General features: G+C 41.2%; 27 protein-coding genes and 2 other annotated features. Of the genes, 3 read left to right on the forward strand and 24 right to left on the reverse strand.

Annotation, left to right across the window (positions count from 1 at the left end; all coding sequences use genetic code 11):
* Window positions 1–12: 12 nt before the first annotated feature.
* The 7 genes from EP57_RS07535 to EP57_RS07565 form a co-directional block, all read right to left on the reverse strand.
* Complete coding sequence (locus EP57_RS07535; protein WP_036085584.1) at window positions 13–687, reverse strand: uracil-DNA glycosylase; 675 nt, start codon at window positions 685–687, stop codon at window positions 13–15.
* A 32-nt stretch (window positions 688–719) separates the two neighbouring features.
* Window positions 720–1,688, reverse strand: coding sequence for an HD domain-containing protein (locus EP57_RS07540; RefSeq protein ID WP_036085585.1), 969 nt, complete (start codon window positions 1,686–1,688; stop codon window positions 720–722).
* Window positions 1,689–1,799: 111 nt separating this feature from the next.
* Complete coding sequence (locus EP57_RS07545; protein WP_036085586.1) at window positions 1,800–5,012, reverse strand: MMPL family transporter; 3,213 nt, start codon at window positions 5,010–5,012, stop codon at window positions 1,800–1,802.
* A gap of 3 nt (window positions 5,013–5,015) precedes the next feature.
* Entirely contained in the window at window positions 5,016–5,474 is a 459-nt protein-coding gene (locus EP57_RS07550; protein WP_036085587.1) for a MarR family winged helix-turn-helix transcriptional regulator, read from the reverse strand.
* 105 nt (window positions 5,475–5,579) lie between these two features.
* Window positions 5,580–7,988 (reverse strand): phenylalanine--tRNA ligase subunit beta, encoded by a 2,409-nt coding sequence (pheT, locus tag EP57_RS07555; RefSeq protein ID WP_036085588.1) that lies wholly within the window; start codon window positions 7,986–7,988, stop codon window positions 5,580–5,582.
* A gap of 15 nt (window positions 7,989–8,003) precedes the next feature.
* Window positions 8,004–9,044, reverse strand: coding sequence for a phenylalanine--tRNA ligase subunit alpha (pheS, locus tag EP57_RS07560; protein ID WP_036085589.1), 1,041 nt, complete (start codon window positions 9,042–9,044; stop codon window positions 8,004–8,006).
* A 45-nt stretch (window positions 9,045–9,089) separates the two neighbouring features.
* Window positions 9,090–9,322 (reverse strand) — a binding site (T-box leader).
* 53 nt (window positions 9,323–9,375) lie between these two features.
* Window positions 9,376–9,714, reverse strand: coding sequence for a winged helix-turn-helix transcriptional regulator (locus tag EP57_RS07565; protein ID WP_036085590.1), 339 nt, complete (start codon window positions 9,712–9,714; stop codon window positions 9,376–9,378).
* 170 nt (window positions 9,715–9,884) lie between these two features.
* Between EP57_RS07565 and EP57_RS07570 the strand changes: the two genes are divergently transcribed.
* The gene (locus tag EP57_RS07570; RefSeq protein ID WP_036085591.1) at window positions 9,885–10,232 is read left to right on the forward strand and encodes a DUF6054 family protein; all 348 of its coding nucleotides are present in this window, start codon (window positions 9,885–9,887) and stop codon (window positions 10,230–10,232) included.
* Between the two features lie 50 nt (window positions 10,233–10,282).
* Here the strand turns inward: EP57_RS07570 and EP57_RS07575 are convergent, their stop codons facing one another.
* A complete protein-coding gene (locus tag EP57_RS07575) occupies window positions 10,283–11,041 on the reverse strand; it encodes a TrmH family RNA methyltransferase (RefSeq protein WP_036085693.1) in 759 nt (252 codons plus the stop codon).
* A 145-nt stretch (window positions 11,042–11,186) separates the two neighbouring features.
* On the opposite strand from EP57_RS07575, the gene EP57_RS07580 reads away from it, so the two are divergent.
* Entirely contained in the window at window positions 11,187–12,533 is a 1,347-nt protein-coding gene (locus EP57_RS07580) for a sodium-dependent transporter (RefSeq protein ID WP_036085593.1), read from the forward strand.
* A gap of 45 nt (window positions 12,534–12,578) precedes the next feature.
* Here EP57_RS07580 and EP57_RS07585 read toward each other — a convergent pair whose 3' ends face one another.
* The 10 genes from EP57_RS07585 to rplS all read right to left on the reverse strand — a co-directional run bounded on the left by EP57_RS07585 (window position 12,579) and on the right by rplS (window position 18,264).
* Entirely contained in the window at window positions 12,579–13,562 is a 984-nt protein-coding gene (locus tag EP57_RS07585) for an NAD-dependent epimerase/dehydratase family protein (protein ID WP_036085595.1), read from the reverse strand.
* A 39-nt stretch (window positions 13,563–13,601) separates the two neighbouring features.
* A complete protein-coding gene (locus tag EP57_RS07590; RefSeq protein ID WP_036085596.1) occupies window positions 13,602–14,681 on the reverse strand; it encodes a M42 family metallopeptidase in 1,080 nt (359 codons plus the stop codon).
* A gap of 116 nt (window positions 14,682–14,797) precedes the next feature.
* Entirely contained in the window at window positions 14,798–15,157 is a 360-nt protein-coding gene (gene rplT, locus EP57_RS07595; protein ID WP_036085597.1) for a 50S ribosomal protein L20, read from the reverse strand.
* Between the two features lie 67 nt (window positions 15,158–15,224).
* Window positions 15,225–15,425, reverse strand: a complete 201-nt coding sequence (gene rpmI, locus EP57_RS07600; protein ID WP_036072786.1) for a 50S ribosomal protein L35 — start codon at window positions 15,423–15,425, stop codon at window positions 15,225–15,227.
* Window positions 15,426–15,447: 22 nt separating this feature from the next.
* Window positions 15,448–15,963: a translation initiation factor IF-3 gene (gene infC, locus EP57_RS07605; RefSeq protein WP_103035007.1), complete on the reverse strand. Its 516-nt coding sequence runs from the start codon at window positions 15,961–15,963 to the stop codon at window positions 15,448–15,450.
* A 42-nt stretch (window positions 15,964–16,005) separates the two neighbouring features.
* Window positions 16,006–16,138, reverse strand: a sequence feature (ribosomal protein L20 leader region).
* 103 nt (window positions 16,139–16,241) lie between these two features.
* Window positions 16,242–16,523 (reverse strand): hypothetical protein, encoded by a 282-nt coding sequence (locus EP57_RS07610; protein WP_143812832.1) that lies wholly within the window; start codon window positions 16,521–16,523, stop codon window positions 16,242–16,244.
* On the reverse strand, window positions 16,511–16,909 hold the full coding sequence (locus tag EP57_RS07615; RefSeq protein ID WP_036085600.1) for a VOC family protein: 399 nt from the start codon (window positions 16,907–16,909) through the stop codon (window positions 16,511–16,513). Before EP57_RS07615 ends, EP57_RS07610 begins: the two co-directional genes overlap by 13 nt.
* Before the next feature lie 101 nt (window positions 16,910–17,010).
* Entirely contained in the window at window positions 17,011–17,529 is a 519-nt protein-coding gene (locus EP57_RS07620; protein ID WP_036085601.1) for a DUF6036 family nucleotidyltransferase, read from the reverse strand.
* On the reverse strand, window positions 17,526–17,792 hold the full coding sequence (locus EP57_RS07625) for a hypothetical protein (RefSeq protein WP_036085604.1): 267 nt from the start codon (window positions 17,790–17,792) through the stop codon (window positions 17,526–17,528). The genes EP57_RS07620 and EP57_RS07625 overlap by 4 nt, the downstream gene beginning before the upstream one ends.
* Window positions 17,793–17,919: 127 nt before the next feature.
* Window positions 17,920–18,264, reverse strand: a complete 345-nt coding sequence (gene rplS, locus EP57_RS07630) for a 50S ribosomal protein L19 (RefSeq protein WP_036085606.1) — start codon at window positions 18,262–18,264, stop codon at window positions 17,920–17,922.
* 183 nt (window positions 18,265–18,447) lie between these two features.
* On the opposite strand from rplS, the gene EP57_RS07635 reads away from it, so the two are divergent.
* Complete coding sequence (locus EP57_RS07635) at window positions 18,448–19,152, forward strand: MBL fold metallo-hydrolase (protein ID WP_036085607.1); 705 nt, start codon at window positions 18,448–18,450, stop codon at window positions 19,150–19,152.
* Between the two features lie 39 nt (window positions 19,153–19,191).
* Here EP57_RS07635 and EP57_RS07640 read toward each other — a convergent pair whose 3' ends face one another.
* The 6 genes from EP57_RS07640 to rpsP all read right to left on the reverse strand — a co-directional run bounded on the left by EP57_RS07640 (window position 19,192) and on the right by rpsP (window position 21,825).
* Window positions 19,192–19,533, reverse strand: coding sequence for a hypothetical protein (locus tag EP57_RS07640; protein ID WP_052167603.1), 342 nt, complete (start codon window positions 19,531–19,533; stop codon window positions 19,192–19,194).
* 2 nt (window positions 19,534–19,535) lie between these two features.
* Window positions 19,536–20,276 carry a tRNA (guanosine(37)-N1)-methyltransferase TrmD gene (gene trmD, locus EP57_RS07645; protein WP_036085608.1) on the reverse strand — a complete coding sequence of 247 codons (741 nt, stop codon included), beginning with the start codon at window positions 20,274–20,276 and terminating at the stop codon, window positions 19,536–19,538.
* Entirely contained in the window at window positions 20,277–20,795 is a 519-nt protein-coding gene (gene rimM / locus EP57_RS07650) for a ribosome maturation factor RimM (RefSeq protein ID WP_036085609.1), read from the reverse strand. It abuts the gene before it with no gap.
* Between the two features lie 10 nt (window positions 20,796–20,805).
* The gene (locus tag EP57_RS07655) at window positions 20,806–21,192 is read right to left on the reverse strand and encodes a YlqD family protein (protein WP_036085611.1); all 387 of its coding nucleotides are present in this window, start codon (window positions 21,190–21,192) and stop codon (window positions 20,806–20,808) included.
* A gap of 115 nt (window positions 21,193–21,307) precedes the next feature.
* A complete protein-coding gene (locus tag EP57_RS07660) occupies window positions 21,308–21,538 on the reverse strand; it encodes a KH domain-containing protein (protein ID WP_036085612.1) in 231 nt (76 codons plus the stop codon).
* A 14-nt stretch (window positions 21,539–21,552) separates the two neighbouring features.
* Window positions 21,553–21,825: a 30S ribosomal protein S16 gene (gene rpsP, locus EP57_RS07665; protein WP_036062095.1), complete on the reverse strand. Its 273-nt coding sequence runs from the start codon at window positions 21,823–21,825 to the stop codon at window positions 21,553–21,555.
* Window positions 21,826–21,883 lie beyond the last annotated feature (58 nt).

The following is a 21,883-nucleotide window of genomic DNA, read 5'->3' on the forward strand; positions in this document are numbered from 1 at the left end:
TTTTTTGCGCTCTCACACGTTGGAGATTTGCCAAGAAACCGGAGAAACCCCATTATCTTCTAAATATTTATTGCTTGTCGAAAAATGACGGCACCCCATGAATCCGCGATTTGCTGACAATGGACTTGGATGTACCGAAGTCAGAACTAAGTGATTTGGGTTTTGTAGTAGTTTCTGTTTCGATTTCGCATTATTTCCCCATAACAAGAAAACTACGGGTTCTGGCTTTTGCCCAATAAGCGAAATAATGGTATCGGTTAACTGCTCCCACCCCCTATTTGCATGGGAATTGGGTTGCCCTTCCCGAACTGTCAAGACCGTGTTTAATAACAGTACACCTTGTTGAGCCCACGGTAATAAATAGCCATTGTTCGGTATTTGCAAACCTAGATCATCTGCTAATTCTTTATATATATTCACTAATGAAGGCGGCGTCCGAATGCCTTTCTTCACTGAAAAAGACATCCCATGTGCCTGATTTGCGCCATGATACGGATCTTGTCCTAAAATAACTACTTTTACATCTTTATACGCCGTGTATTTCAAACCGTTAAAAATATCATACATATCTGGGTACACTTTCTGATTGCCATATTCCACTTTCAGAAATTCTCGTAATTGCAAATAATAGTCTTTGGTAAACTCATCTTGTAAAAGTGTATCCCAATCATTTCCTAATTGAATCATGTTGTCGCCCCCACTTATTCTCGATACTACAATTATACATGTATCTGGCGAATAAATGAACCGATTTCAAACTGTTTTTCCAAAAATTGAATACTTTCTTGTGCTTCTTTATTTATTGTAGAGATGGGTACAACTCCCCGTTCTGTAAGTACCAACGGGTCAACAACACGTGTTTTGCCTGTCATATAAAAATCATATGTTTGATTGTTTATTTCAACCGCTATATCTGGATGTAGCGTCGCGAGTTCTCTTTGTAAATGTGTATCGTGTATTCCTTGCAGATGCGCAATAATGTTATTATCTGTACTTTGTTTTAGCAAATCTAGTTCTATATAGTGTTTTTGCATCGCATAGCGTAGTATTTCGGACATTTTCCAAGCGCTGTACACATTCTTTGGCTTTAGTAAAACGAACGAAACATAGCGTTCATAGTTCCGAATATACCATAACGCCATTTCTTCTGATGTTATAACAAAACGTCCATCGACTACGCAAAGCGCTTCTAAAAAAGCATCTACTTCACAGCGACTTATGTGTCCATAAACCAACATATCTCTCAAAAAATAATCAATCCGATCCGCACACAACAGAGGGCTAGGCTGCTCCAGCAACGTGTATCGAGTCAAATCATCTAAACCTAGCGACTCCACATCAACCATTGCGGTTATCCCATTCTTTTCTAATGTCTCTAGAAAAATACTATCATGATATCCTTCTTCTTTATCTTGCATCAAATAATCAACAACATGCGAAAAACTTGTGTGTGATATATCATGTAACAATGCCGCAATTTGTTCGTCTAGCTTTGCACCAAACTTCTTAACTAGTAACATGACGCCAACTGAATGTTCTAGCCGATTAACCGTCCAATTCTTCTGAACCAAATAGGCTGCTCCCGCTTGATGAACTCCTGCTAAACGTTGCATTGCATCTGATTTGAATAATCTTTCAAGCACACCATCTATCTCAAGCTCTCCATATAGAACATCAGTATATTTCATTTCCATTCACCTCTTGACAGAACTTATGTTCGTATTTTATAATAAATTATCTTCCCTGTCAAACAATTGCAACTAAAAAAATTGGACAGTCGTTAAACCGCCCAATCGTCTTTATTTTTGTGGATGTTTTGGTTTTACATTTTCTTGATGATCATTTTTGCGAGTGATGAATGGCCACCAATTGGCTTGACCGAATAGCCGAACCATGACTGGAACGAATAGCGGCAAGACGACAAACGCGTAAAGCAGTAATCCGATGAGTACAACCGTGGCGATTTCTAGTAGTGACAGTACCCCAGCCGGCATCATCGCTGCAAAAGTTCCTCCTAAAATAAGAACTGCTGAGAAAATAACGCCACCCATATTTTTCATCGTTAATATCATCCGTTCGCGAATTGGCATTCCGTGGTACTCATTGAATCGTGTCATCAAGAAGATGGAGTAGTCGATTCCTAGCGCCACCAGAACAACAAATCCAAAGAACGGTGTCGCCCAAGTTAATCCATCATAGCCAAGGAATCTAGCAAAAATAATCTCTGCAATCCCAATAGATGCGAAATAAGTGAGTACTAGAGAAGCTATCAAGTATAGCGGCATCACTAGGGAGCGCAATACGATTACTAAGACAATGAACACACCTGTAAGTACAAACATGAGTACAAGGTGATAATCAGCGCTTGACATATCACGAGTATCATAGTTAATACTTGTCATACCGCCAATTCCGATATTCGCATTCTCCAATTTTGTTCCTTGTAAACTTGATTTTAGCTGATCGTTTATACCATCAATCGCATCCATGGCTTCATCGGAATATGGATTCTTCGTTAATACAAGATTTAGTGTAGCCAATTTACCATCCGATGACATATACTGATCTAACACTTTTTGATAATCTGCATTATTTACTAATTGGTCTGGAACATAAATACCTGATTCGTCATATGGGACAGTGGACCAATTCTTAACAAAATCATTAGCCCCTGTAATACCTGACTGAATTTGACCTAAACCATCAGCACTTTGTTTTAAGCCGTTTGTTAGTTCGCCAATTTGACCTGTCATCGCTGAAAATCCGCTTTGTAATTGGCCTTGTCCTGCGGCTAATTGCGCTAATGCAGAGGATATTTCAGGCATCTTAGTTACTACTTGGTCTTGTCCTGTAGCTGCTTGATTTAGGCCTGTTTCAAGTTGTGTTAGCCCTGTATCAATTTGACCTAGTCCGCTGTTAAATGCAGTCAAACCTTGTGTTATTTGTGCATTTTTTTCGTTGAGTTGTGACATTGTAGAAGCTAGTGTTTGAATACCTTGATTTAAAGCTGTCATTTGTTGTTTAGCTTTGGCCATTTCTTGCTCGATTTGTGCCTCTATTTGTGGTTGAAGCGCTCCTGTTGCTTGTTTTAGTTTCTCAAAATTACGGATGATTGCGGTAAATTGTGGGTCTACAGGATGATTGGATTTATACGTATTAATCGCATTTTCCATATCGCTAATCATCGTATTTAATGCTGAAGTATCTATGGCTGGTTTGGCTGGGTTTTTGAACTGGGCGGTTTGATCAGCTACTTTTTGAAGTGCTGTGCCGACTTGTTCGTAACCAGATTGGATTTGTTTCTGTCCGTTTTGCAAGGTTGTCAGTTGTTCACGTGCTGTTTTAACACCCTGTTCTAAATCTCCTGCGCCAGATGCACCCGCCTTGATTCCGGTTGAGATTTGCGTTAATGCGGCTTGTAGTTGGTCTACACCTTCTTTTGTTGCAGTCGTTCCCGATTGAAGTTCGCCGACGCTTTTCACTGCTTCATTTAATTGTGGTTCGGATTTCGCCATTTCGGTGCTGGCTTCGGACAGTCCTTTTTGGATAGTACCAATGCCATTCCCGGCTTCATCTAGCCCGTCACCTACTTTTTTGCTCTGATCCTTGACATAGATATCGTCAAGTCGCTTACCTGTAGGCCTTGTAGCGCTTAACACCATATCGACGCCTTTTACATGTGAAAGATCTGTCGACACTTCTTCTAGCAACGCCAAATATTCGCTTGTTTTCATCGGGTCATCGTTTTCTAAATAAACAGTTGTTGGTGCAACTTGACCAGCTCCAAAACTGTCTGAAACTACGTCAAAACCCTTCTTAGATGGGTATTTATCGCTTATTTCGTCTAGTGAGTTAAACGATAAATTTCCTGTATATAGGATAATCGGTGGAACTGTAATAGCCGCAACAATTAACAATGCTAAAAACGGTCTTGCGAAAGTGAATTTACCGGCGGCACCCCATAGTTTATTTTCTTTATGGGAAACATTTTTGTTGAGTGGCCAGAATAGCTTGGTTCCTAGAGTTGCCATGAAAAACGGAACAATAGTGAAAAGAGCCACTAGAAGTACAACAATTCCGACGGCAACGGCTACTGCAGAGCGATAAAGTTCGAATTGCACAAAGCTTAAAGAGGCGAAGGCAACCAACACTGCAATACCACTGTAAATGACTGTTTTTCCTGCTGTGCGATAGGTTGCAAATACGGCTTCTTTTCCAGATAAGCCACTGCCTACTTCTTCTTTAAAACGACTCATCAGCAAAATACAGTAGTCCGTGCCTATTCCGAATAGGATACATACCATAAATATCTGTGTGTATGTCGAGACTGGGAAATCCCACTTGTCGACGAGAAACGATACTACTGCTTGGCTGGTTAAGTAACTTATACCAACTGTTAACAGTGGAATAAATGGTGCTACAGCAGAACGGAATACAAGCACTAATACGACTAAAATAAAGACGATTGTGATACCTTCTGTTTTATGTACACCATCTTCAGAGCTTTGTACGACATCTTCTTGAATTAAAGCATTTCCGGTTAAATATGTGTCCACACCTTTAATATCCATTTTTTTATCGATGTCATTACGAATTTCTTTTACTGGAGTTTCACCTGCCACAACATTTAGTGTTGCCACCATTGTTTTGCCGTCTTTGGATAGGAATTTGTCTTTTAATTCTGGTTGGTTAAAACTATCAACGACACTGGTAATGTGTAGGGATTTCTTATTTTTTTCAATGGAAGATAGTGAGTCTTCGATATTGCTTAAGTCTGTATTCGTTAATTTTTTATCGGATGTGTAAACGGCGATATAAGCTTGCCCCTGTTTGTCTGGGTTGTGTTTTTTCTCCATTTCGGTAGCCAGTGAAGATGGATAGCCATCAGGAAGCTTAATTTCTCCTTTTTCACGGACTAAATCAGCCATATTTGGTGCTGTAAAGAGAAGGACAGCCATGACTACTAGCCATGCTGCGACAATTGTCCATCTAAATTTTACAATCCATTTCATTTTTTACTCCCCCTTTGTTTTTTGGATGACTGACTCAGATATCTTTTTATACAGTGTTAAAAATTGTTCGCTATCTTCTTCGCCTAGAATTTCTAGCCAATTGGATACGAGATTTTCTAGTTTTTGCTCACACGCCTGATATACCTTTTCCCCATTTTCTGTAACTGTTAACACAAAAACGCGCTGATCTTTATGGTTTTTTTCACGGTGAATAAGATTTTTTTCTAGTAACCGATTTATTTTGGAGGAAATGGCGCTTTTATGGACACTTAGTACTGTTGCTAAATGATTTGGACTGCAGGCTCCATGTTCCGCTAAATAACGCAACACTAGAAATTGTTCAAAAGAGATACCTTGCTTGCCTAGAATTTGTTCGGCAATCGCGTCATGAAGCTGTCGTGTTGCAAATATGTAGGTTTCTTCGTAGCTTTTTATGAGTTGCTTAACTTTCTTGCTTTCCAAAACAAGTTCACCCCCTAAACTATTTATTTAATATACCTTATTTTTCATGGTAGCGCAAAAAAACTGCTCTTTTCTAACGCGAAAAGAACAGTTTTGGAACACGTATTAACGAATCACTGCATCAAATTTAGATTCTAATGCCGATACGATAGCTTGGTTTGCTTTTGTCACTTCTTCATCTGTGAGTGTACGCTCTGGATCAAGGAATGTTAATGTGTAGGCCATTGATTTCTTGTCTGCACCCAATTTCTCGCCTTCGAAAATATCGAATAATTGAATGTTATGAAGGAGCTTGCCTGCTTGGGACTTAATTTCATTTTCTAATGCAGCTTGGCTAACTTCTTTGTTCACTAATAATGCGATATCACGTGTCATAGCTGGGTATCTTGGGATTGTATGGTATGTGACAGCCGTTTTCGGTGCTGCTAATAGCTCTGCTGCGCTTAGTTCAAAGACGTATGTTTCTTTTAAATCTAGTTCTGCAGCAAGTGATGGATGAACTTGGGCTACGTAACCAATTTCTTTATCCGCGAGCCAGATGGAAGCAGTTCTTCCTGGGTGTAAGTCTTGTTTTTCAGCTTGCTTCCATTCTAGTTGGTCTGTCAAGCCAAGTTTAGTTACTACGCCTTCAATGATACCTTTTAACACGAAAAAGTCGACTTTTTTCACTTGTTTTTGCCAGTCATTTTCTTGCCAATTACCAGTGATAAGACCTGCTAAATGCTCTGTTTCACGTGGTAAATTATCGCCTTCTGTTGCGTAAAATACAGTGCCTAGTTCGTAAAGCGCTACGCTATTGTTATTTCTTGCTACATTATAGCTCGCTGCTTTTAGAAGTTGTGGGACAATGCTTGTGCGCAGGTGGCTATGTTCTTCACTCATCGGCATGGACAATGCTACCGCTGTTTCTGTCGATAGAGCTAGTTGTGTTGCGGCTTCTTTACTTGTTAATGAGTACGTCAATGCTTGGTTTAGCCCCGCACCTTCTAGGTATCTGCGGATTGTTCTACGCGCTGCTTGTTCTGTTGTTAAATGACCTGCCGAAATACTGATTGGCAATGTAGACGGGATTTTATCATAGCCATAAATACGCGCGACTTCTTCAAAAATATCTGCTTCAATCGTGATATCCCAACGACGGGACGGTACAGTTATTGCTAATTCATCGCCACTTACTTCTAAATCAAATTGCAATTTAGCAAAAATAGATACGATTTCAGCATCGCTTATTTCCGTTCCTAAAACACGATTGATGCGTGTTAATGTGGTTTCAATTTTGTTGGCTACTTTTTCGCGGTTATCAACACTTGCTACGCCACCGACTAAGGTTCCGCCAGTTAGTTCGGCGATAAGTGCTGCGCCGTGTTGCAACGCTTGTTCTACTTTCCATGCATCGCTTCCTTTATCGTAGCGAATGCTTGCTTCGGTTCTCAAATTAAGCTCACGTGATGCTTTCCCAACGTAACTGCTTGCAAAAATGGCACCTTCAAGCGCAACCGTCGTTGTTGTTTCGATAACTTCGGAAGATTCGCCGCCCATCACACCTGCAATAGCAATTGGTGCTGATCCGTTTGTGATTATCGTATGACCGGCGCTTAGTTTGCGTGTTTCGCCATCTAATGTCACAATTTCTTCGCCATCCGTAGCTAAACGAACAACGATTTCTTTGCTACCAATGCGTGCATAGTCGAATGCATGGAGCGGTTGTCCATATTTCAAACAAATATAATTCGTAATGTCTACCACGTTGTTATGCGGACGAATACCAGCTTTCATCAACTTGGTTTGTAGCCATAATGGTGATGTTCCAATCGTAACATCCTTGATTACTTGCATACCGTAAAATGGTGTTGTGTCTGTATCTTGTACACGAACTGCCACATAATCAGTCACATCGCCTTGTGTTTCAGGAGCTGGGATAGCTTTTAATTCAGGTTTTTGATCAACAATCGCGCCAACTTCATAGGCTACACCAATCATGCTTAGCGCATCTGCGCGGTTTGGGGTAATCGCCATATCTAGAATCGCGTCGTCTAAGCCTAGCAATTCACTAGCATCAGAACCAACGACAACTTCTTCTGGTAATACGAAGATTCCGTCGGCAACTGCTTTAGGAATTGTTTTTCCTTCAAAGCCTAGTTCTTGCAAAGAGCAAATCATACCTTCTGATACTTCACCGCGTAATTTTGCACGTTTAATTTTAATACCGCCTGGAAGTTTGGCACCAACTCGTGCTACGACTACTTTTTGGCCAGCTGCAACGTTAGGCGCGCCACAGATTATTTGTACTGGTTCTGCTTCACCGACACCCACTGTGCATTTATTTAATGTATCTGCATTCGGATGTTTTTCGCATGTTAACACTTCGCCGACAACGATGCCTGATAGTTCTGCGTCTAAATGTTCAACACCTTCTATTTCAATCCCACCGCGTGTAATGCGTTCTCCTAGCTCTTCTGCTGAAACCGCTAAGTTTGGGAAATATTCTTTGACCCACTGATATGATACTAACATCGATCTGTCGCCTCCTTATTCTTTCACCGAAAATTGTTTTGTAAAACGTAAATCATTCGTGTATAGATGGCGAATATCGTCCACCGCATATTTCAACATGGCAACCCGCTCAGGTCCCATACCAAACGCAAAGCCGCTATATTTTTTCGAATCAATGCCTGACATTTCTAATACGTTTGGGTGAACCATACCAGAACCAAGAATTTCAATCCAACCTGTTCCTTTACAAACGCGACAACCTTCTCCGCCGCATTTAAAACAAGAAATATCCATCTCAACAGAAGGTTCGGTGAATGGGAAGAAACTTGGACGCAATCTTACTTCGCGCTCTTCGCCAAACATTTTCTTCGCAAGAACGGTTAATGTTCCTTTTAAATCGGCAAGCGTGATGTTTTCGTCAACAACAAGCCCCTCGATTTGCGTGAACTGATGGGAATGTGTCGCGTCATCGTTATCCCGACGGTACACTTTACCTGGACAAATAATTTTAATCGGGCCATTGGCAAAATCATGTTGTTCCATAACGCGTGCTTGTACTGGCGATGTTTGCGTGCGTAGTAATGTGTTTTCTGTAATATAGAAACTGTCCTGCATATCGCGTGCTGGGTGATCTTTTGGCAAATTGAGTGCTTCGAAATTATAATAATCTTTTTCTACTTCTGGACCTTCTGCAATCGTGTAGCCCATACCGATGAACAAATCTTCAATTTCTTCCACAACTTGCGTCAACAAATGCGCTGTGCCCTCGCGCACCAAAGTTCCTGGTAGTGTGACATCAATCGTTTCGCCAGCTAATTGTTTTTTGATTTCTTCGGCTTGAAGCCCGTCTTGTTTTTCTTGAATAGCATTCGTTAGTTGTTCGCGTACTTCATTTGCCACTGCGCCAACTTTTGGACGTTCTTCTGCGGATAGTTTGCCCATTTGTTTCATGATTTCTGTCATTGGACCTTTTTTACCTAAATATTTTACGCGTAGGTCATTTAATGTTCCTAAGTCTGTAGCTGCTGTAATTTGTGCCACAGCTTCTTGTTTCAGTTGTTCTAATTGATCTAACACACTACTTCACTCCTTCTTTTTAGCCAAAATAAAAAACCCCATCCACAAAGGGACGAGGTTATAATCACGCGGTACCACCCTAATAGACAGCTAAATAAGCTATCCACTTCATTCCAATAACGGCTTCACACCGATCTGTCTTTCATTATACAAAATCCCGACAGCGACTCCAGAGCTGAAATGTTCGCATTACGTATCACTAAGGTTACTTGCAGTCTAAGGTAACCTCTCCCTAACAATGACTTGGTAACGTTACTTGTCTCCTTCAACGTCTTTATCCATATTTGGTTGCTTGCATTTCATTATAGTATGTTTCTAGTGACATTTCAAGTTAATTTACTGTTTCCGGTTCTAACTCGATCCAAGTTTCGGCCCAGTCTTGTACTTGTAGCATCACTTTCTCAAGGCCTTTCCCTTTCTCAGTTAAAACATATTCAATCCGCACGGGTGTTTCGGGATATACCTCGCGTACGACAATTCCGGATTCTTCTAGCTCTTTCAAACGTTCAGCTAGGACACGATCACTCATTTGGGTAATCTCACCTGCGATTTCTTTAAAGCGTTTCGGCCCATCCAGTAATACGTTAATAATTAGACCTGTCCAACGCTTTCCTAAAAGCGAGAAAGCATTCTCAAACTTCGGACACATAGTATGCGTTTCTTCTTTCATAGTTCTCACCTCTGCTTACATTGTACCACATTCCGAGCTAGAAAGTAACTAATTTAACTTCCGTGACTTACAATTAATAAGCGAGGAATAATATTGAAAATTACTCCCATCTGGCGTAAAATAAAAGTAACAAAAACAGCCATCCAAAAAAGTGTATTGGAGGGATATTCATGGCACAATCAAGATATGTCGTACAAGGTAATGTTGCCGAAACGATGGACTTAATCAAATTCTCCCAGTCTTCCAACGAACTTGTCTTCGAAGAGCTACGCCAATTCGGAGATTTTTCACAAGGTATGTTAACGTATGAGCGAGCTAATTTTCACGCAAGTAATCCTGCTGCTTTATTTATCGTTGTGCACGATTTCAACCATGTCACAGAAGTCACGATGATTTCTATTGACGGTTCTAGTAACACATTGCTAAATAAGCTCGACTGGGGTGCAAAAAGCTTCATCGGCGGCGTGAAATCAGCATTAAAACCTGTATTAATTGAAGAAGTGAAATTACCCGATTAACTGACAAAACAGCACAAGCTAGGAATCAAGATTCTAGTTTGTGCTGTATTTTATTTTCTCAAGCCGTACATTAAAATTCCAGCTGCTACCGCAACGTTTAGTGACTCGCTTGAACCGTAAATTGGAATATAAACTTTGTGCGCGATTCGTGTTTGTAGCTCTTCGCGTATGCCGTTGCCTTCGTTGCCCACCATGAGGGCCAATGATTCTCGCGGCTCCACATCTTGTAGCTTCGTTGCTTCTTTATCTAACACAGCACCATAAATTGGCACGCCCTCTTCTTCTAGGCGTTCAATCCAGTGCAATAAATTCGCCTGTAAAACTGGGATATGAAAATGGCTTCCTTGTGTGGAGCGAATCACTTTTGGATTATACAAGTCTGCACTTCCGTGACCAAGAATAACCGCGTCGTATCCAGCAGCATCTGCAGTCCGAATTAAGGTTCCGACATTTCCTGGATCTTGTACGCCATCTAGAAGGAGAAATTTCTTGCCGAACAACATCATAATCTCGGGGTCTTCCATTTGGACTACCGCGAAAATACCTTGGTCCGTTTTTGTTTCGCTAATGCTTGTTGCGACTTCTTTGTTAACTTCAAACATCGGGATGTTCGCTGTATTCCAGTTTTCAGGAATTTTGACGTTTGGTGCTACGATGAGCTCTGTTACGAGGCCATCTTGACGTAGCGCTTCTTCTACTAAGTGAAATCCTTCTACTAAATATGAAAACGCTTGTTGACGCCCTTTTTTTGTTTGTAGTTTGCGCCAATTTTTTACGCGTTCGTTTTTTGTTGATTTGATCATTTCCACGATTACCACACTCCCATTCCTTCTCATTATAGCATAGTCATCGTATTTAAATAGCATCTTTTTTGGAATTGTGGTTGTGGTGGTGTAGGAAAAACTGGTATAATACTTTAAAGATGAAACGTGTTAAAGGGGAGAAAGAAATAATATGCAGACAAATCGGGAACAATGGACTTCAAAACTTGGCTTTATTTTATCGGCGGCGGGGTCGGCAATCGGACTTGGTGCTTTGTGGAAAATGCCTTATGTGACGGCGAATGCTGGTGGCGGTGCTTTCTTTTTAATTTTTGCAATCTTTACGATTTTTATTGGACTACCAGTGTTGCTTGGGGAATTTGTGATTGGGCGGCGGACGCAGAGCGGGACGATTCTGGCGTATCAAAAATTGGCGCCGAATACGAAATGGAGTTGGACTGGGCGTATTGGCGTCGTGACGTGTTTCTTTATTCTCGCATTTTATTGTGTGGTTGGTGGCTGGGCGTTGCTTTATATTTGGAAAGCCGTGACGGGTGCGCTTAGTGGTCTTTCTGTGGACGGGTTGGCAGCTTTGTTTGGGGAGACGTCGAACGATCCTTTGCAAGTGATTGTGGCGACGGTAATTTTTATTGCGATTAACTGGTTTGTGTTGTCGAATGGGATTACTGCTGGGATTGAACGGGCGAATCGGTGGATGATGCCGGTCTTGTTTTTGTTCTTATTGATTTTGATTGTGTATTCGTTGACGTTGCCGAATGCGATGGATGGGGTTGTTTATTTTTTAGAGCCTAAATTTGCGGATTTATCTGCGGATGCGATTTTGCAAGCGTTGGGACAGAGTTTCTTTTCGCTAGCGGTCGGAGTTGGTGGCATGATTACATACGCATCCTATTTGAAACGGGATGTTTTCTTGCCAAGTAGCGCGCTCACCATTGCGTTGATGAATTTATTGATTTCGTTATTTGCAGGATTGGCGATTTTTCCAGCGGCCTTTTCTTTCGGGATTGAACCACAAGCTGGTCCTGGTTTACTGTTTGTTGTTTTGCCGGCGATTTTTAATCAGGTACCGTTTGGAATTGTGTTTTTACTCTTATTTTTAGTGTTATTCTTGTTTGCCGCGCTGACTTCGAGTTTTTCGTTGTTTGAAGTTCCTGTGACGGCGTTTGTTGAGAATCGACCGGAATTGCGAAAACGAGTGCTATTCATCGTTGTTATCATTGTAACGGCAATGGCTGTGCCAACTTCGCTTAGCACTGGAGTTTTAGCAGATGTGACGCTTTTTGGTAAAGATTTGTTTGGCATTGCTGATTATGTCGCGTCAAATATTTTACTGCCAATTGGTGCCTTTTTAATCGCGATTTTCGTTGGCTTCCGAATGCCGCGCCAAGTGTTATGGGATGAGATAACATCAGATGGAGCCTTTGGTTTCCGACTATTCGCCGCGTGGTTGCTCGTGCTGAAATATGTTTGCCCAATCGCGATTTTCTTCGTATTTTTACAGCAACTCGGAATTTTATAGAAAAAAAGATGATGTCCGCGAAATGGGGCATCATCTTTTTGCTTATTATAGGCTTTGAAAAACTTCTTGTATTGCTAGTTCGACATTATCTGCGTGGTAATCTAGCGCATCCAAGGCTTCAATCGGATGGACATAGAGAGCCCTTGTTAGTAGTTCGGTGTAGGCAATTGGCTCAAGCCCGGCCTCTTTGCCTTGCAGTTCATTTAAATACGCTTCTTTGCGGGCCAATGTTTGCATTTCTTTTTTAGATAGTGTTTTGATTTCAATATCTGTTGCCAAAACGCGCCTTGCTTGGATTAGGAAGGCTTCGTTGGACATGTTGCGCCAGCCTAATGTGAAGCTTTTTGATGGGATGGCATCATTTGCGGCTCCGACCAAGGCTTCGGCTACTTGTTTTGCGGTCATGTAACATGAGCCACCAGTCGCTTTGTTATGATGATCGACATATAGCGGAAATTCCGAACGATGTAAGCGCTCTGCGTAGTTTTTCCAAGCGGATACTTTGTTTGGAACCACACCGACCACATAAGGCAAGCGCAGAGCAACGGTTGTTAAGCCATTCCCGTTCTCTGCAAGCAAGCGCATTTCTTGTTCGACACTCGCATAAATATACGGGTGCATCTCTGTCAATTGCAGTTCTGGCCAAGACGCATGAAAATAATTATAAAACGATGTGCATAATAGAAAACGTGACATTCCTGCCTGTCTCGCAAGTTGCGCTAAGTGTTGCACGGGCTCCACATTTGCCTGAAAGAAGAACTCTTTCGCCGGCTTATTAGGAATAAAGTGCGAATTAACGCCACCTGCAAAAACAAAGATATCCTGCCCTTTTAACAATTTTACGATTTCTGCATCTGACATGTCGTTCATATTGCCAAAATGATGTTTTGCGCGCGGGTCTAGCACGCCCTCTTCTGGTACGGGAGGAAGCGATAATGTCGTTACCCGATACTCCTCTGTGTCTAAAAATGCTTTTGTCGCGGCATAACCGATTAGACCGGTTCCACCAAGAATAAATACGGATTTCAATGCTGGCGACCCTCCTTGTTAGTTAAAACAATTATGTGATTAGCCGAGACGGATTTCGCTTACTTTATCGGCATCTAAACGTTTGACAACTTCGGTAATTAATTTTACAGCATTGGTAAAATCATCGCGGTGAAGCATCGATGTATGGGAATGAATGTAGCGTGTTGCGATAGTGATGGATAGCGACGGAATACCGTTTCCTGTTAAGTGGATGGCCCCTGAATCTGTCCCACCTGCAGCAATCGCTTCGAATTGATACGGGATTTCTAATTCATCTGCAACGTCCGTTACAAAATTACGCAACGGGGCATGGCTAATCATAGACGCGTCATAAATAATGATTTGCGGGCCTTCTCCCATTTTGCTGACTGCTTCTTTTGCTGTTACGCCTGGTGTGTCTCCTGCGATTCCTACGTCGACGCCGAATGCGATGTCAGGCATGATTTGATGAGCCGATGTTTTCGCACCGCGCAAGCCTACTTCTTCTTGCACTGTTCCAACGCCGTACACGATATTTGGGTGGTTTTCGACTTTTAAATTGCGTAAAACTTCGATCGCAATCGCCAAACCAATGCGGTTATCCCAAGCTTTTGCTAATAGGTATTTCTCGTTTTTCATAACAGTGAATTCAAATGCTGGCACGATCATGTCGCCTGGTTTAATGCCCCAGCTTACGACTTCTTCTTTGTTTGCTGCACCGACATCGATGAACATATCTTTAATATCAAATGCTTTTTGACGTTCTGCTGCTGTCATTAAATGTGGTGGTTTAGAACCGATAACACCTGTGATTTCCTCGCCAGAACGTGTAACGATTGTCACGCGCTGTGCTAACATAACGGAGCTAACCCAGCCGCCGATGGTTTGGAATTTAATAAAACCGTTCTCATCGATTTGCGTTACCATAAAACCAACTTCGTCTAAATGGCCTGCGATCATTACTTTAGGACCGTTGGCGTCTCCTGTTTTCGTTGCGATAGCACTGCCTAAGCCATCTGTTTCAAATGTATCTGCTAGTGGCTCTATGTATTGTTTGAAAACCTCACGGACCGCGCGTTCGTTTCCTGAAATCCCTTTAGCGTCAGTTAGTTCTTTGAGCATTTGTAACTGTTTATCCATTCGTTATTCCTCCCTAATTCTTCAATTTCCATCTACAAGTATACGACAAAATCACGGACAACGCAAAAACAGACAACGATTGAGAAATAGTTCCTCGTTCGTTGTCTGTTAATATCTTATTTCGCTAAAGCGTCTTTAGCTTGTGTTGCGATTTGAGAGAATGCTGCTTCGTCATGTACTGCTAAGTCAGCAAGCATTTTGCGGTTCATGTCGATACCAGCAAGTTTCAAACCGTGCATGAATTTGCTGTAAGAAAGATCGTTCATACGAGCTGCCGCATTGATACGTGCAATCCATAATTTACGGAAATCACGTTTCTTTTGACGACGATCACGGTAAGCATATTGGTAAGATTTCATTACCGCTTGGTTTGCTACTTTATATAGTGTGTGCTTCGAGCCATAATAGCCCTTCGCTAATTTAATTATCTTTTTACGACGTTTGCGTGTTACTGTTCCGCCTTTTACGCGTGGCATATAAATTACCTCCTAATGGGTTTTCACAAAAATAGATTCTGTGTGAGTTTTTCGAATTAAAACTGGCTTATTTCATTTTAGCGACCATTTGACGAATACGTCTGAAGTCACCTTTTGAAACTAACGCACTTTTACGTAGTTTACGTTTTTGTTTTTGAGATTTATTTGCGAACATATGACTTGTGTAACCGTGCGAACGTTTTAATTTACCAGAACCTGTTCTTTTGAAACGCTTAGCAGAGCCACGGTGAGTTTTCATTTTTGGCATGAATATTTCCTCCTCTAGAACTTTACTTTTCTTGAATTGGCGCTAGGACTAAGAACATTGAGCGTCCGTCCATTTTTGGTCTTTGCTCAATTGTACAAAGGTCTTCGCACTCTTTCGCAAAACGGTCAAGCACCTTCTGACCGATTTCTTTATGGGTAATCGCACGTCCTTTAAAGCGGATAGAGCATTTTACTTTATCGCCTTTCTCAAGGAACTTGCGCGCATTACGTAGTTTCGTATCGAAATCGTGTTCGTCAATCGTTGGACTTAAACGAACTTCTTTCATTACGATGATTTTTTGATTTTTGCGAGCTTCTTTGTCTTTCTTCTGTTGCTCGAAGCGGAATTTACCATAGTCCATAATACGGGCTACTGGCGGTTTCGCAGTCGGGGCAACTAGAACAACGTCTAAATTGGCTTTCTCCGCAATTTCAAGCGCTTCTGCTTTGGTTTTAACACCAAGCTGTTCGCCGTCTTGATCAATCAATCTAAGTTCACGTGCACGAATCCCATCATTTACTAACATGTCTTTGCTAATGGTGAGCCACCTCCATAATTTATTACTCATAACAAGTGCGAGCGCATGAAAAAAGCGCCGGTTTCGTTACAAACCCGCACATCAGAAAATTCACATAAGTGAACCATAATTCCAATTCTTTGCCTGCAAAAATAGATTTCACGAGGCGAGAAGCGGGATGCTCCTTCTTTCTTGTCATTTCATTAACCAGAAGTTATTGTACCATGGCTAGACTGTAGATGTCAAATCACCTACTCATTTGACCACGAGATTTATCATACCAGAGTTTTCAAACCTTTTCAAGACTTTTCATGAAAAAATGTTTCGTCGAAAAGAATTTTGAATGGGCTGTGGATGGTTTGTTGCATGATGGCCGTCATGATTTGTTCTTTCTCTAGTTGAGAGATTGGCGTGATTTCCGTGTTTTTGTGCCATGATTGGATGGCGTCTGGGTTCGCGATGAAGCCGCCTTTGGTGAGGTTGCCGGTTAAGTGAAAATACTGGCCGTGTGCATTCTCAACAACAATCGAGTCCTCACGACCAGTAAGAATTAGTTTCGCGTCATCTGTCATTTCTCCCAATTAAGTTCCCAACTAAAGTCAAACTTATCTATTACTTTGGCATGTACGGCGCCCCAAAACGCTTCTTGTAGCTCCATTTCAATCGAACCTTCTTCTGCCAACGCTTTGTAGACTTTCGTAATTTCTGCTTCAGAATCGAACTCTAAGCCTAGAATCACGCTATTTCCTTCTGCTACCGGTGTTTGGAAAATATCATTGAGGTACAGCGTAATCTGTTCGTTCACAACGATTTCGGCATGCAAAACCTTGTTCGGATATTCCTCAAAACCTGGAATACCATCCGACATCTGGAAATTCTTGATTTCCCCTCCAAAAATAGCGTGATAATAGTCCACCGCTTCCTTACAATGATCGGTTGTTAAATACGGAATTAATTGCTTCATCATAAAACTTCCTTTCATTTACTTGATATTGCTAGAATACGCGATTCTCTGCTAATTTGCAAGAAAAGCCTAGAACAACATGAATAGCTTGTTCTAGGCTTTATTTAAATACCATGTATTTGTAAATAGTCATCGAAATTATGAAAATTGTAATCTTTGTTGTTCGGGTTTAAAACATAGTCCTTGTAGTCATCAATCATGTTTACTAACTCTGGAATATTGCTATGTTTCAGAATCCCTGTTTCTTTCAAATCTTCCTCGTCTTTTTGCCTTGTGCTGAATAGTTTCGAAAGCGCAAAGTATTCGATTGTTGGTATGTGTACGTTTAAGTTCGAAAAACGCAAGGTTTCAGCGAACTTTATCTCCTCGGGCGGCGGAATTTCAATTACGGTCACCTCGTCAATATAGAATTTCGCCAATACTTTTCGAAACGAGCTGTCATTCACAACTTCCTTAACCATAAAATCGATATCGATTGTTTCTCTAAATTCATCTTTTAAAAGATATTTTCCTAATAAGCCGCCAATCAAAATAACATCTGCATAAACATTGTTTTCAGCCATTTCTGCATTTAGTTCTTCTAAAATGATAGTTAAAAAGTCAACATCTTGGTCTAAAATCAAGTAGCTAGTTTCTCTTTCGCTAATTTATATAAGCGGTCGCTTTGAACGGTCATGTTTAAATGGTTGATGTATTTGTTTAGCCAGTCTTTCTCGCGGTCTTGTTTCTTCATTGTCAATAATTTGGATGGATGCAGTAGTAAATTACGCAAAACTTGTACTTGCTCGCGATAACGAACCGTATTCTTGGTCGCGCCGTTTTTTAAATATTGCACTTGTTTATACTGAATAACAAGCTTTCTGTATGGGTATACGAACACGTTCATTACTGATCATCCTTTCCTCATTTGATTACACATATTATAACATGGAAGCTTGGAGTGAGCAATATAATGCCAAATGAAAAAGGTGGCTAGCACGAGGCCAACCACCTTCATAAGGATTGCGTTATCCTTAACGAATTTCTTTAATACGAGCTGCTTTACCACGTAGTTCACGTAGGTAGTAAAGTTTAGCGCGACGTACTTTACCACGACGTAATACTTCTAATTTAGCGATACGTGGAGTGTGTACAGGGAATGTACGCTCAACACCAACGCTGTAAGAAATTTTACGAACTGTGAAAGTTTCGCTGATTCCTGATCCGCGGCGTTTAATAACAACACCTTCAAAAAGCTGAATACGTTCGCGAGTTCCCTCGACAACCTTCACGTGAAGGCGAACTGTATCTCCCGGACGGAAGCTAGGTACATCTGATTTTAACTGATCTTTAGTAATTTCATTGATTAACAAATTCATTACTCTTCATCTCCTTCCAACAGACATTCTTTCATTATGTAAATGAAGCGGAACATCGTTATAAAACTGGTTTTGTCCAGTTACTAATCTAATTTATCACATTTCGGATGGTGTGTAAAGGGTTTTTTCTTGATGGCTAAAATATGATATGATAGGCTTGACGAACAGGCAGAAGAAGAAAGGATGAAACAAATGACGCAAAACTTTCTTACGCAATTGACCACATTGCCCGCTTTATTTCCAGTCAACTATTATTTAGTGCAGGAAAAAGACGGCTTAACACTTATTGATACAGGCTTGTCGATGAGTCGCACCAATATATTACAAAACATCGCTGCCACAGGTTTACCCCTTCATTCGATTGTACTAACACATGCACACGGTGATCACATCGGTTCGCTAAAAGCTGTAAAAGACGCACATCCAGATGCTCAAGTTTGCATATCTGCGCGTGAATTAGAATTATTAAAAAATCCAGAACCTTACGCATTTGAAGCGCAAAAACCAATCAAAGGCTCATACCCCGAAAAACTACCTGTCAACGTTGATAAAGTCCTACAAGAAGGGGACATGGTCGGCTCCTTATCCGTTCTAGAAACACCAGGTCATACGCCAGGATCTATCTCACTTTTTGATAATCGTTCGAAAATGATGATTGTTGGAGACACATTACAGACTCGAGGCGGCTTAGCGGTTGCTGGCGATACGCGACCTCTTTTCCCATTCCCAACGATGGGGACATGGGATTTAGAAACTGGCATCGCATCAGCCCAGAAAATTCTGCAATACAAACCGAGCGCCTTGGCTCCAGGACATGGAAGAATCCTCCCCGATCCATTACCTTCCCTCGAAAAAGTCATCGAGCGTGCTAAAAGGAAAATACGATAAAAAATGGAGAACCGCGAAATTGGACGGTTCTCCATTTTTTTAAAAACGAGTAATCTTAGTCATGACTACCGTGCCATAGCCTACTTGACTGAAAAGCAATTTGCCGTCTTCTTCTTTTATAAAATGTTCATCGAAGTGGCAGTTTAACACAGCATCTCCGCCAAGTTCATGTGCCTGTTCTTGCAATCCTCGAACTAAACCGGAGAAATCAGACGTTGCTTGCCAGCCTGCTTTTGGTTCCACTTGAATATAATTTCGGACGAAAACGACTTGCACAATATCATGATTGACCGCTGTTGGTCCGGTCGAGACTGTGATGGATGCTACGTCACGATTTAGTACATCGTCGCGGTTTTCTTCTTCATTTTTAAAGATACTCATGTTTACTCCACTCCTCTTTTTATCTCATCTAACCATTTTTGTTGCTGGTCGGATAATGTGTAATTGTCGAGTAAGTCTGGTCGGCGTTCCCATGTTCGGCGTAGTGACTCGCGTTCGCGCCATTCTTCAATAAGCTTATGATTGCCGTTTAATAGCACTTCTGGCACGTCCATATCGCGAAATTGTGCGGGTCGTGTATAATGTGGATGCTCTAACAGCCCTGTCGAAAAGGAATCTGTGACGGCTGAATCGGCATTTCCTAGCGCTCCTGGAAGCAAACGAATCACACTGTCCATCATCGCCATGGCCCCAATTTCACCGCCAGTTAAAATATAATCCCCAATCGAAACCTCATCTGTCACTAAAAATTCGCGAATGCGCTCATCGTAACCTTCATAATGTCCACAAATAAAAATTAAATGTTCCTCTTGCGCAAATTCTTCCGCCATTTTCTGATCGAATCGTTTGCCAGCTGGGTCCATTAAAATCACGCGTGGCTTCGTATTTGGCGTGCGTTCCTGCAATGCTTCGACCGCCGAAAAAATCGGTTGGGCTTTTAGCAACATTCCTGCGCCACCTCCATAAGGGTAATCATCGACTGTTTGGTGCTTTCCTTCTGCATATTCCCGAAAGTCCGTAACAGAAACATCGACGAGTCCTTTTTCAATTGTTTTTTTGATGATGGAGTTGCCTGTCATGCCATCAAACATCGTCGGAAAAATCGACAGTACATCTATTTTCATCTAGTCAAACAATCCTTCCATGACTGAAATCGTGATTTTCTTGTCGCCAATGTTAACGGATGTGACAACGTCTGCGATATAGGGCACTAGCTTGTCTTTCTCGCCCTTTTGTTGCACTACCCAGACATCGTTTGCACCTGGTGTCAAAATCTCGCTAATCGTTCCTAACAGCTCGCCTTCTTCAGTGTAGACTTCGCAACCAATAATTTCGTGGAAGTAAAATTCATTTTCTTCTAAATCGCCAAGTTGAGATTCCGGCACTTTCAGCATGCCCTCTTTCATCCGCTCGACATTGTTAATCCCCACAATACCTTCAAACGTCAACAAATCGAAATTCTTATGTTTGCGATGTGTTTTGATGACTAGTTTCTCCGGTTTCTTACTATTCTTTGCAAATAAAAACAATTCATTTCCAGGGACAAAGCGCTCATCTGCGAAATCGGTTTGCGAGATTACGCGTACTTCTCCCATTAATCCGTGTGTATTCACGATTTTTCCTACATTAAACATCTGCTCCATACTTTCACCTCTAGCGTATTTCTATTACTACATCATCTTTCACAACAATCGTCTTCGCAAAAATACTATCGTTCCAAGTATCGCCTACCGCTACATCTAGAAGCGCTTCTAATTCTTGCTCCCTGATTTCACTTCCAAGCGGCAAAATTTCTAATTGTTCGACTTGAAATTCAATCAGCTTCAGCTTTTCTTGGCGTACTTCGATTTCCCGGCTAAAGTAATCATTGACCGAATCTTGATTATACTTATGTTTACGCTCCATCTTTTTTTGTTCAAAATGAAGTTGGTCGCTTTCTTTTTGCAATTGCTGACGTTGTTCTAAGTAAAAATGTAATAGTTTTTGTTTACTTTTTTCTGTTAATACTTGTTTGACAGTCACTTTTTGGATAATTTTCATGAAAAACGCTCCTTAATCGTGGCTTGTTTCTTCTATTGTAACAGGGTTTTTCGGGGAATACTATATATGTAGAGCGTGAAGAGAAAAACAAAACCACCCCACGATTGTGAGATGGCTATTCAATGATTTCGAGACGAACTTTCTTTTCGTTCCGATTGCCAGTTGCATAGACAAGTGTCCGAATCGATTTCGCAATCCGTCCTTGCTTGCCTATGACGCGGCCCATATCCTCTTTGTTTACAGATAACTTATAAAGAAGGCTTGTAGCGCTCTCTTCTACCGAGACAACAACGTCATCTTGGTGATCAACGAGAGGCTTTACGATGGTTAGAATTAAATCCTCCATAGCCATAACCTCTATTATTTACCTAGTTTTGAATTGTGGAATTTTTCCATAATGCCTTCTTTTGACAACAAGTTACGAACTGTGTCAGAAGGTTTCGCACCATTATGCAACCATTTTAAAACTGCTTCTTCGTCGATTTTCACTTCTGCTGGGTTCAATAGTGGATTGTATGTACCCACTGTTTCGATTGAACGGCCATCACGAGGAGAACGAGAATCTGCAACTTGAATACGGTAAAAAGGTTTCTTATTAGAACCCATACGTTTTAAACGAATTTTAACTGCCATTATATATACACCTCCATAAAGTCTTACACAAGTATATATATTACCAGTAAAGGATTTG

The sequence above is a fragment of the Listeria booriae genome (genome assembly GCF_000766865.1).
In the GTDB taxonomy this organism is placed as follows: Bacteria; Bacillota; Bacilli; order Lactobacillales; family Listeriaceae; genus Listeria_A; species Listeria_A booriae.

Bases quoted from the DNA above. Each gene is read 5' to 3' on its own strand.
- trmD (WP_036085608.1), bottom strand. From the start codon at position 20,276: ATGAAAATAGATGTACTGTCGATTTTTCCGACGATGTTTGATGGCATG.
- EP57_RS07540 (WP_036085585.1), bottom strand. From the start codon at position 1,688: ATGAAATATACTGATGTTCTATATGGAGAGCTTGAGATAGATGGTGTG.
- EP57_RS07565 (WP_036085590.1), bottom strand. From the start codon at position 9,714: ATGAAAGAAGAAACGCATACTATGTGTCCGAAGTTTGAGAATGCTTTC.
- rpmI (WP_036072786.1), bottom strand. From the start codon at position 15,425: ATGCCAAAAATGAAAACTCACCGTGGCTCTGCTAAGCGTTTCAAAAGA.
- EP57_RS07640 (WP_052167603.1), bottom strand. From the start codon at position 19,533: ATGAGTATCTTTAAAAATGAAGAAGAAAACCGCGACGATGTACTAAAT.
- EP57_RS07545 (WP_036085586.1), bottom strand. From the start codon at position 5,012: ATGAAATGGATTGTAAAATTTAGATGGACAATTGTCGCAGCATGGCTA.
- EP57_RS07590 (WP_036085596.1), bottom strand. From the start codon at position 14,681: ATGGATAAACAGTTACAAATGCTCAAAGAACTAACTGACGCTAAAGGG.
- EP57_RS07570 (WP_036085591.1), top strand. From the start codon at position 9,885: ATGGCACAATCAAGATATGTCGTACAAGGTAATGTTGCCGAAACGATG.
- EP57_RS07625 (WP_036085604.1), bottom strand. From the start codon at position 17,792: ATGAACGTGTTCGTATACCCATACAGAAAGCTTGTTATTCAGTATAAA.
- rplT (WP_036085597.1), bottom strand. From the start codon at position 15,157: ATGCCACGCGTAAAAGGCGGAACAGTAACACGCAAACGTCGTAAAAAG.
- EP57_RS07660 (WP_036085612.1), bottom strand. From the start codon at position 21,538: ATGGAGGATTTAATTCTAACCATCGTAAAGCCTCTCGTTGATCACCAA.
- EP57_RS07535 (WP_036085584.1), bottom strand. From the start codon at position 687: ATGATTCAATTAGGAAATGATTGGGATACACTTTTACAAGATGAGTTT.
- EP57_RS07635 (WP_036085607.1), top strand. From the start codon at position 18,448: ATGAAACAAATGACGCAAAACTTTCTTACGCAATTGACCACATTGCCC.
- rplS (WP_036085606.1), bottom strand. From the start codon at position 18,264: ATGAATTTGTTAATCAATGAAATTACTAAAGATCAGTTAAAATCAGAT.
- pheT (WP_036085588.1), bottom strand. From the start codon at position 7,988: ATGTTAGTATCATATCAGTGGGTCAAAGAATATTTCCCAAACTTAGCG.
- EP57_RS07655 (WP_036085611.1), bottom strand. From the start codon at position 21,192: ATGAAAATTATCCAAAAAGTGACTGTCAAACAAGTATTAACAGAAAAA.
- EP57_RS07580 (WP_036085593.1), top strand. From the start codon at position 11,187: ATGCAGACAAATCGGGAACAATGGACTTCAAAACTTGGCTTTATTTTA.
- rpsP (WP_036062095.1), bottom strand. From the start codon at position 21,825: ATGGCAGTTAAAATTCGTTTAAAACGTATGGGTTCTAATAAGAAACCT.
- EP57_RS07615 (WP_036085600.1), bottom strand. From the start codon at position 16,909: ATGATGAAGCAATTAATTCCGTATTTAACAACCGATCATTGTAAGGAA.
- rimM (WP_036085609.1), bottom strand. From the start codon at position 20,795: ATGGAGCAGATGTTTAATGTAGGAAAAATCGTGAATACACACGGATTA.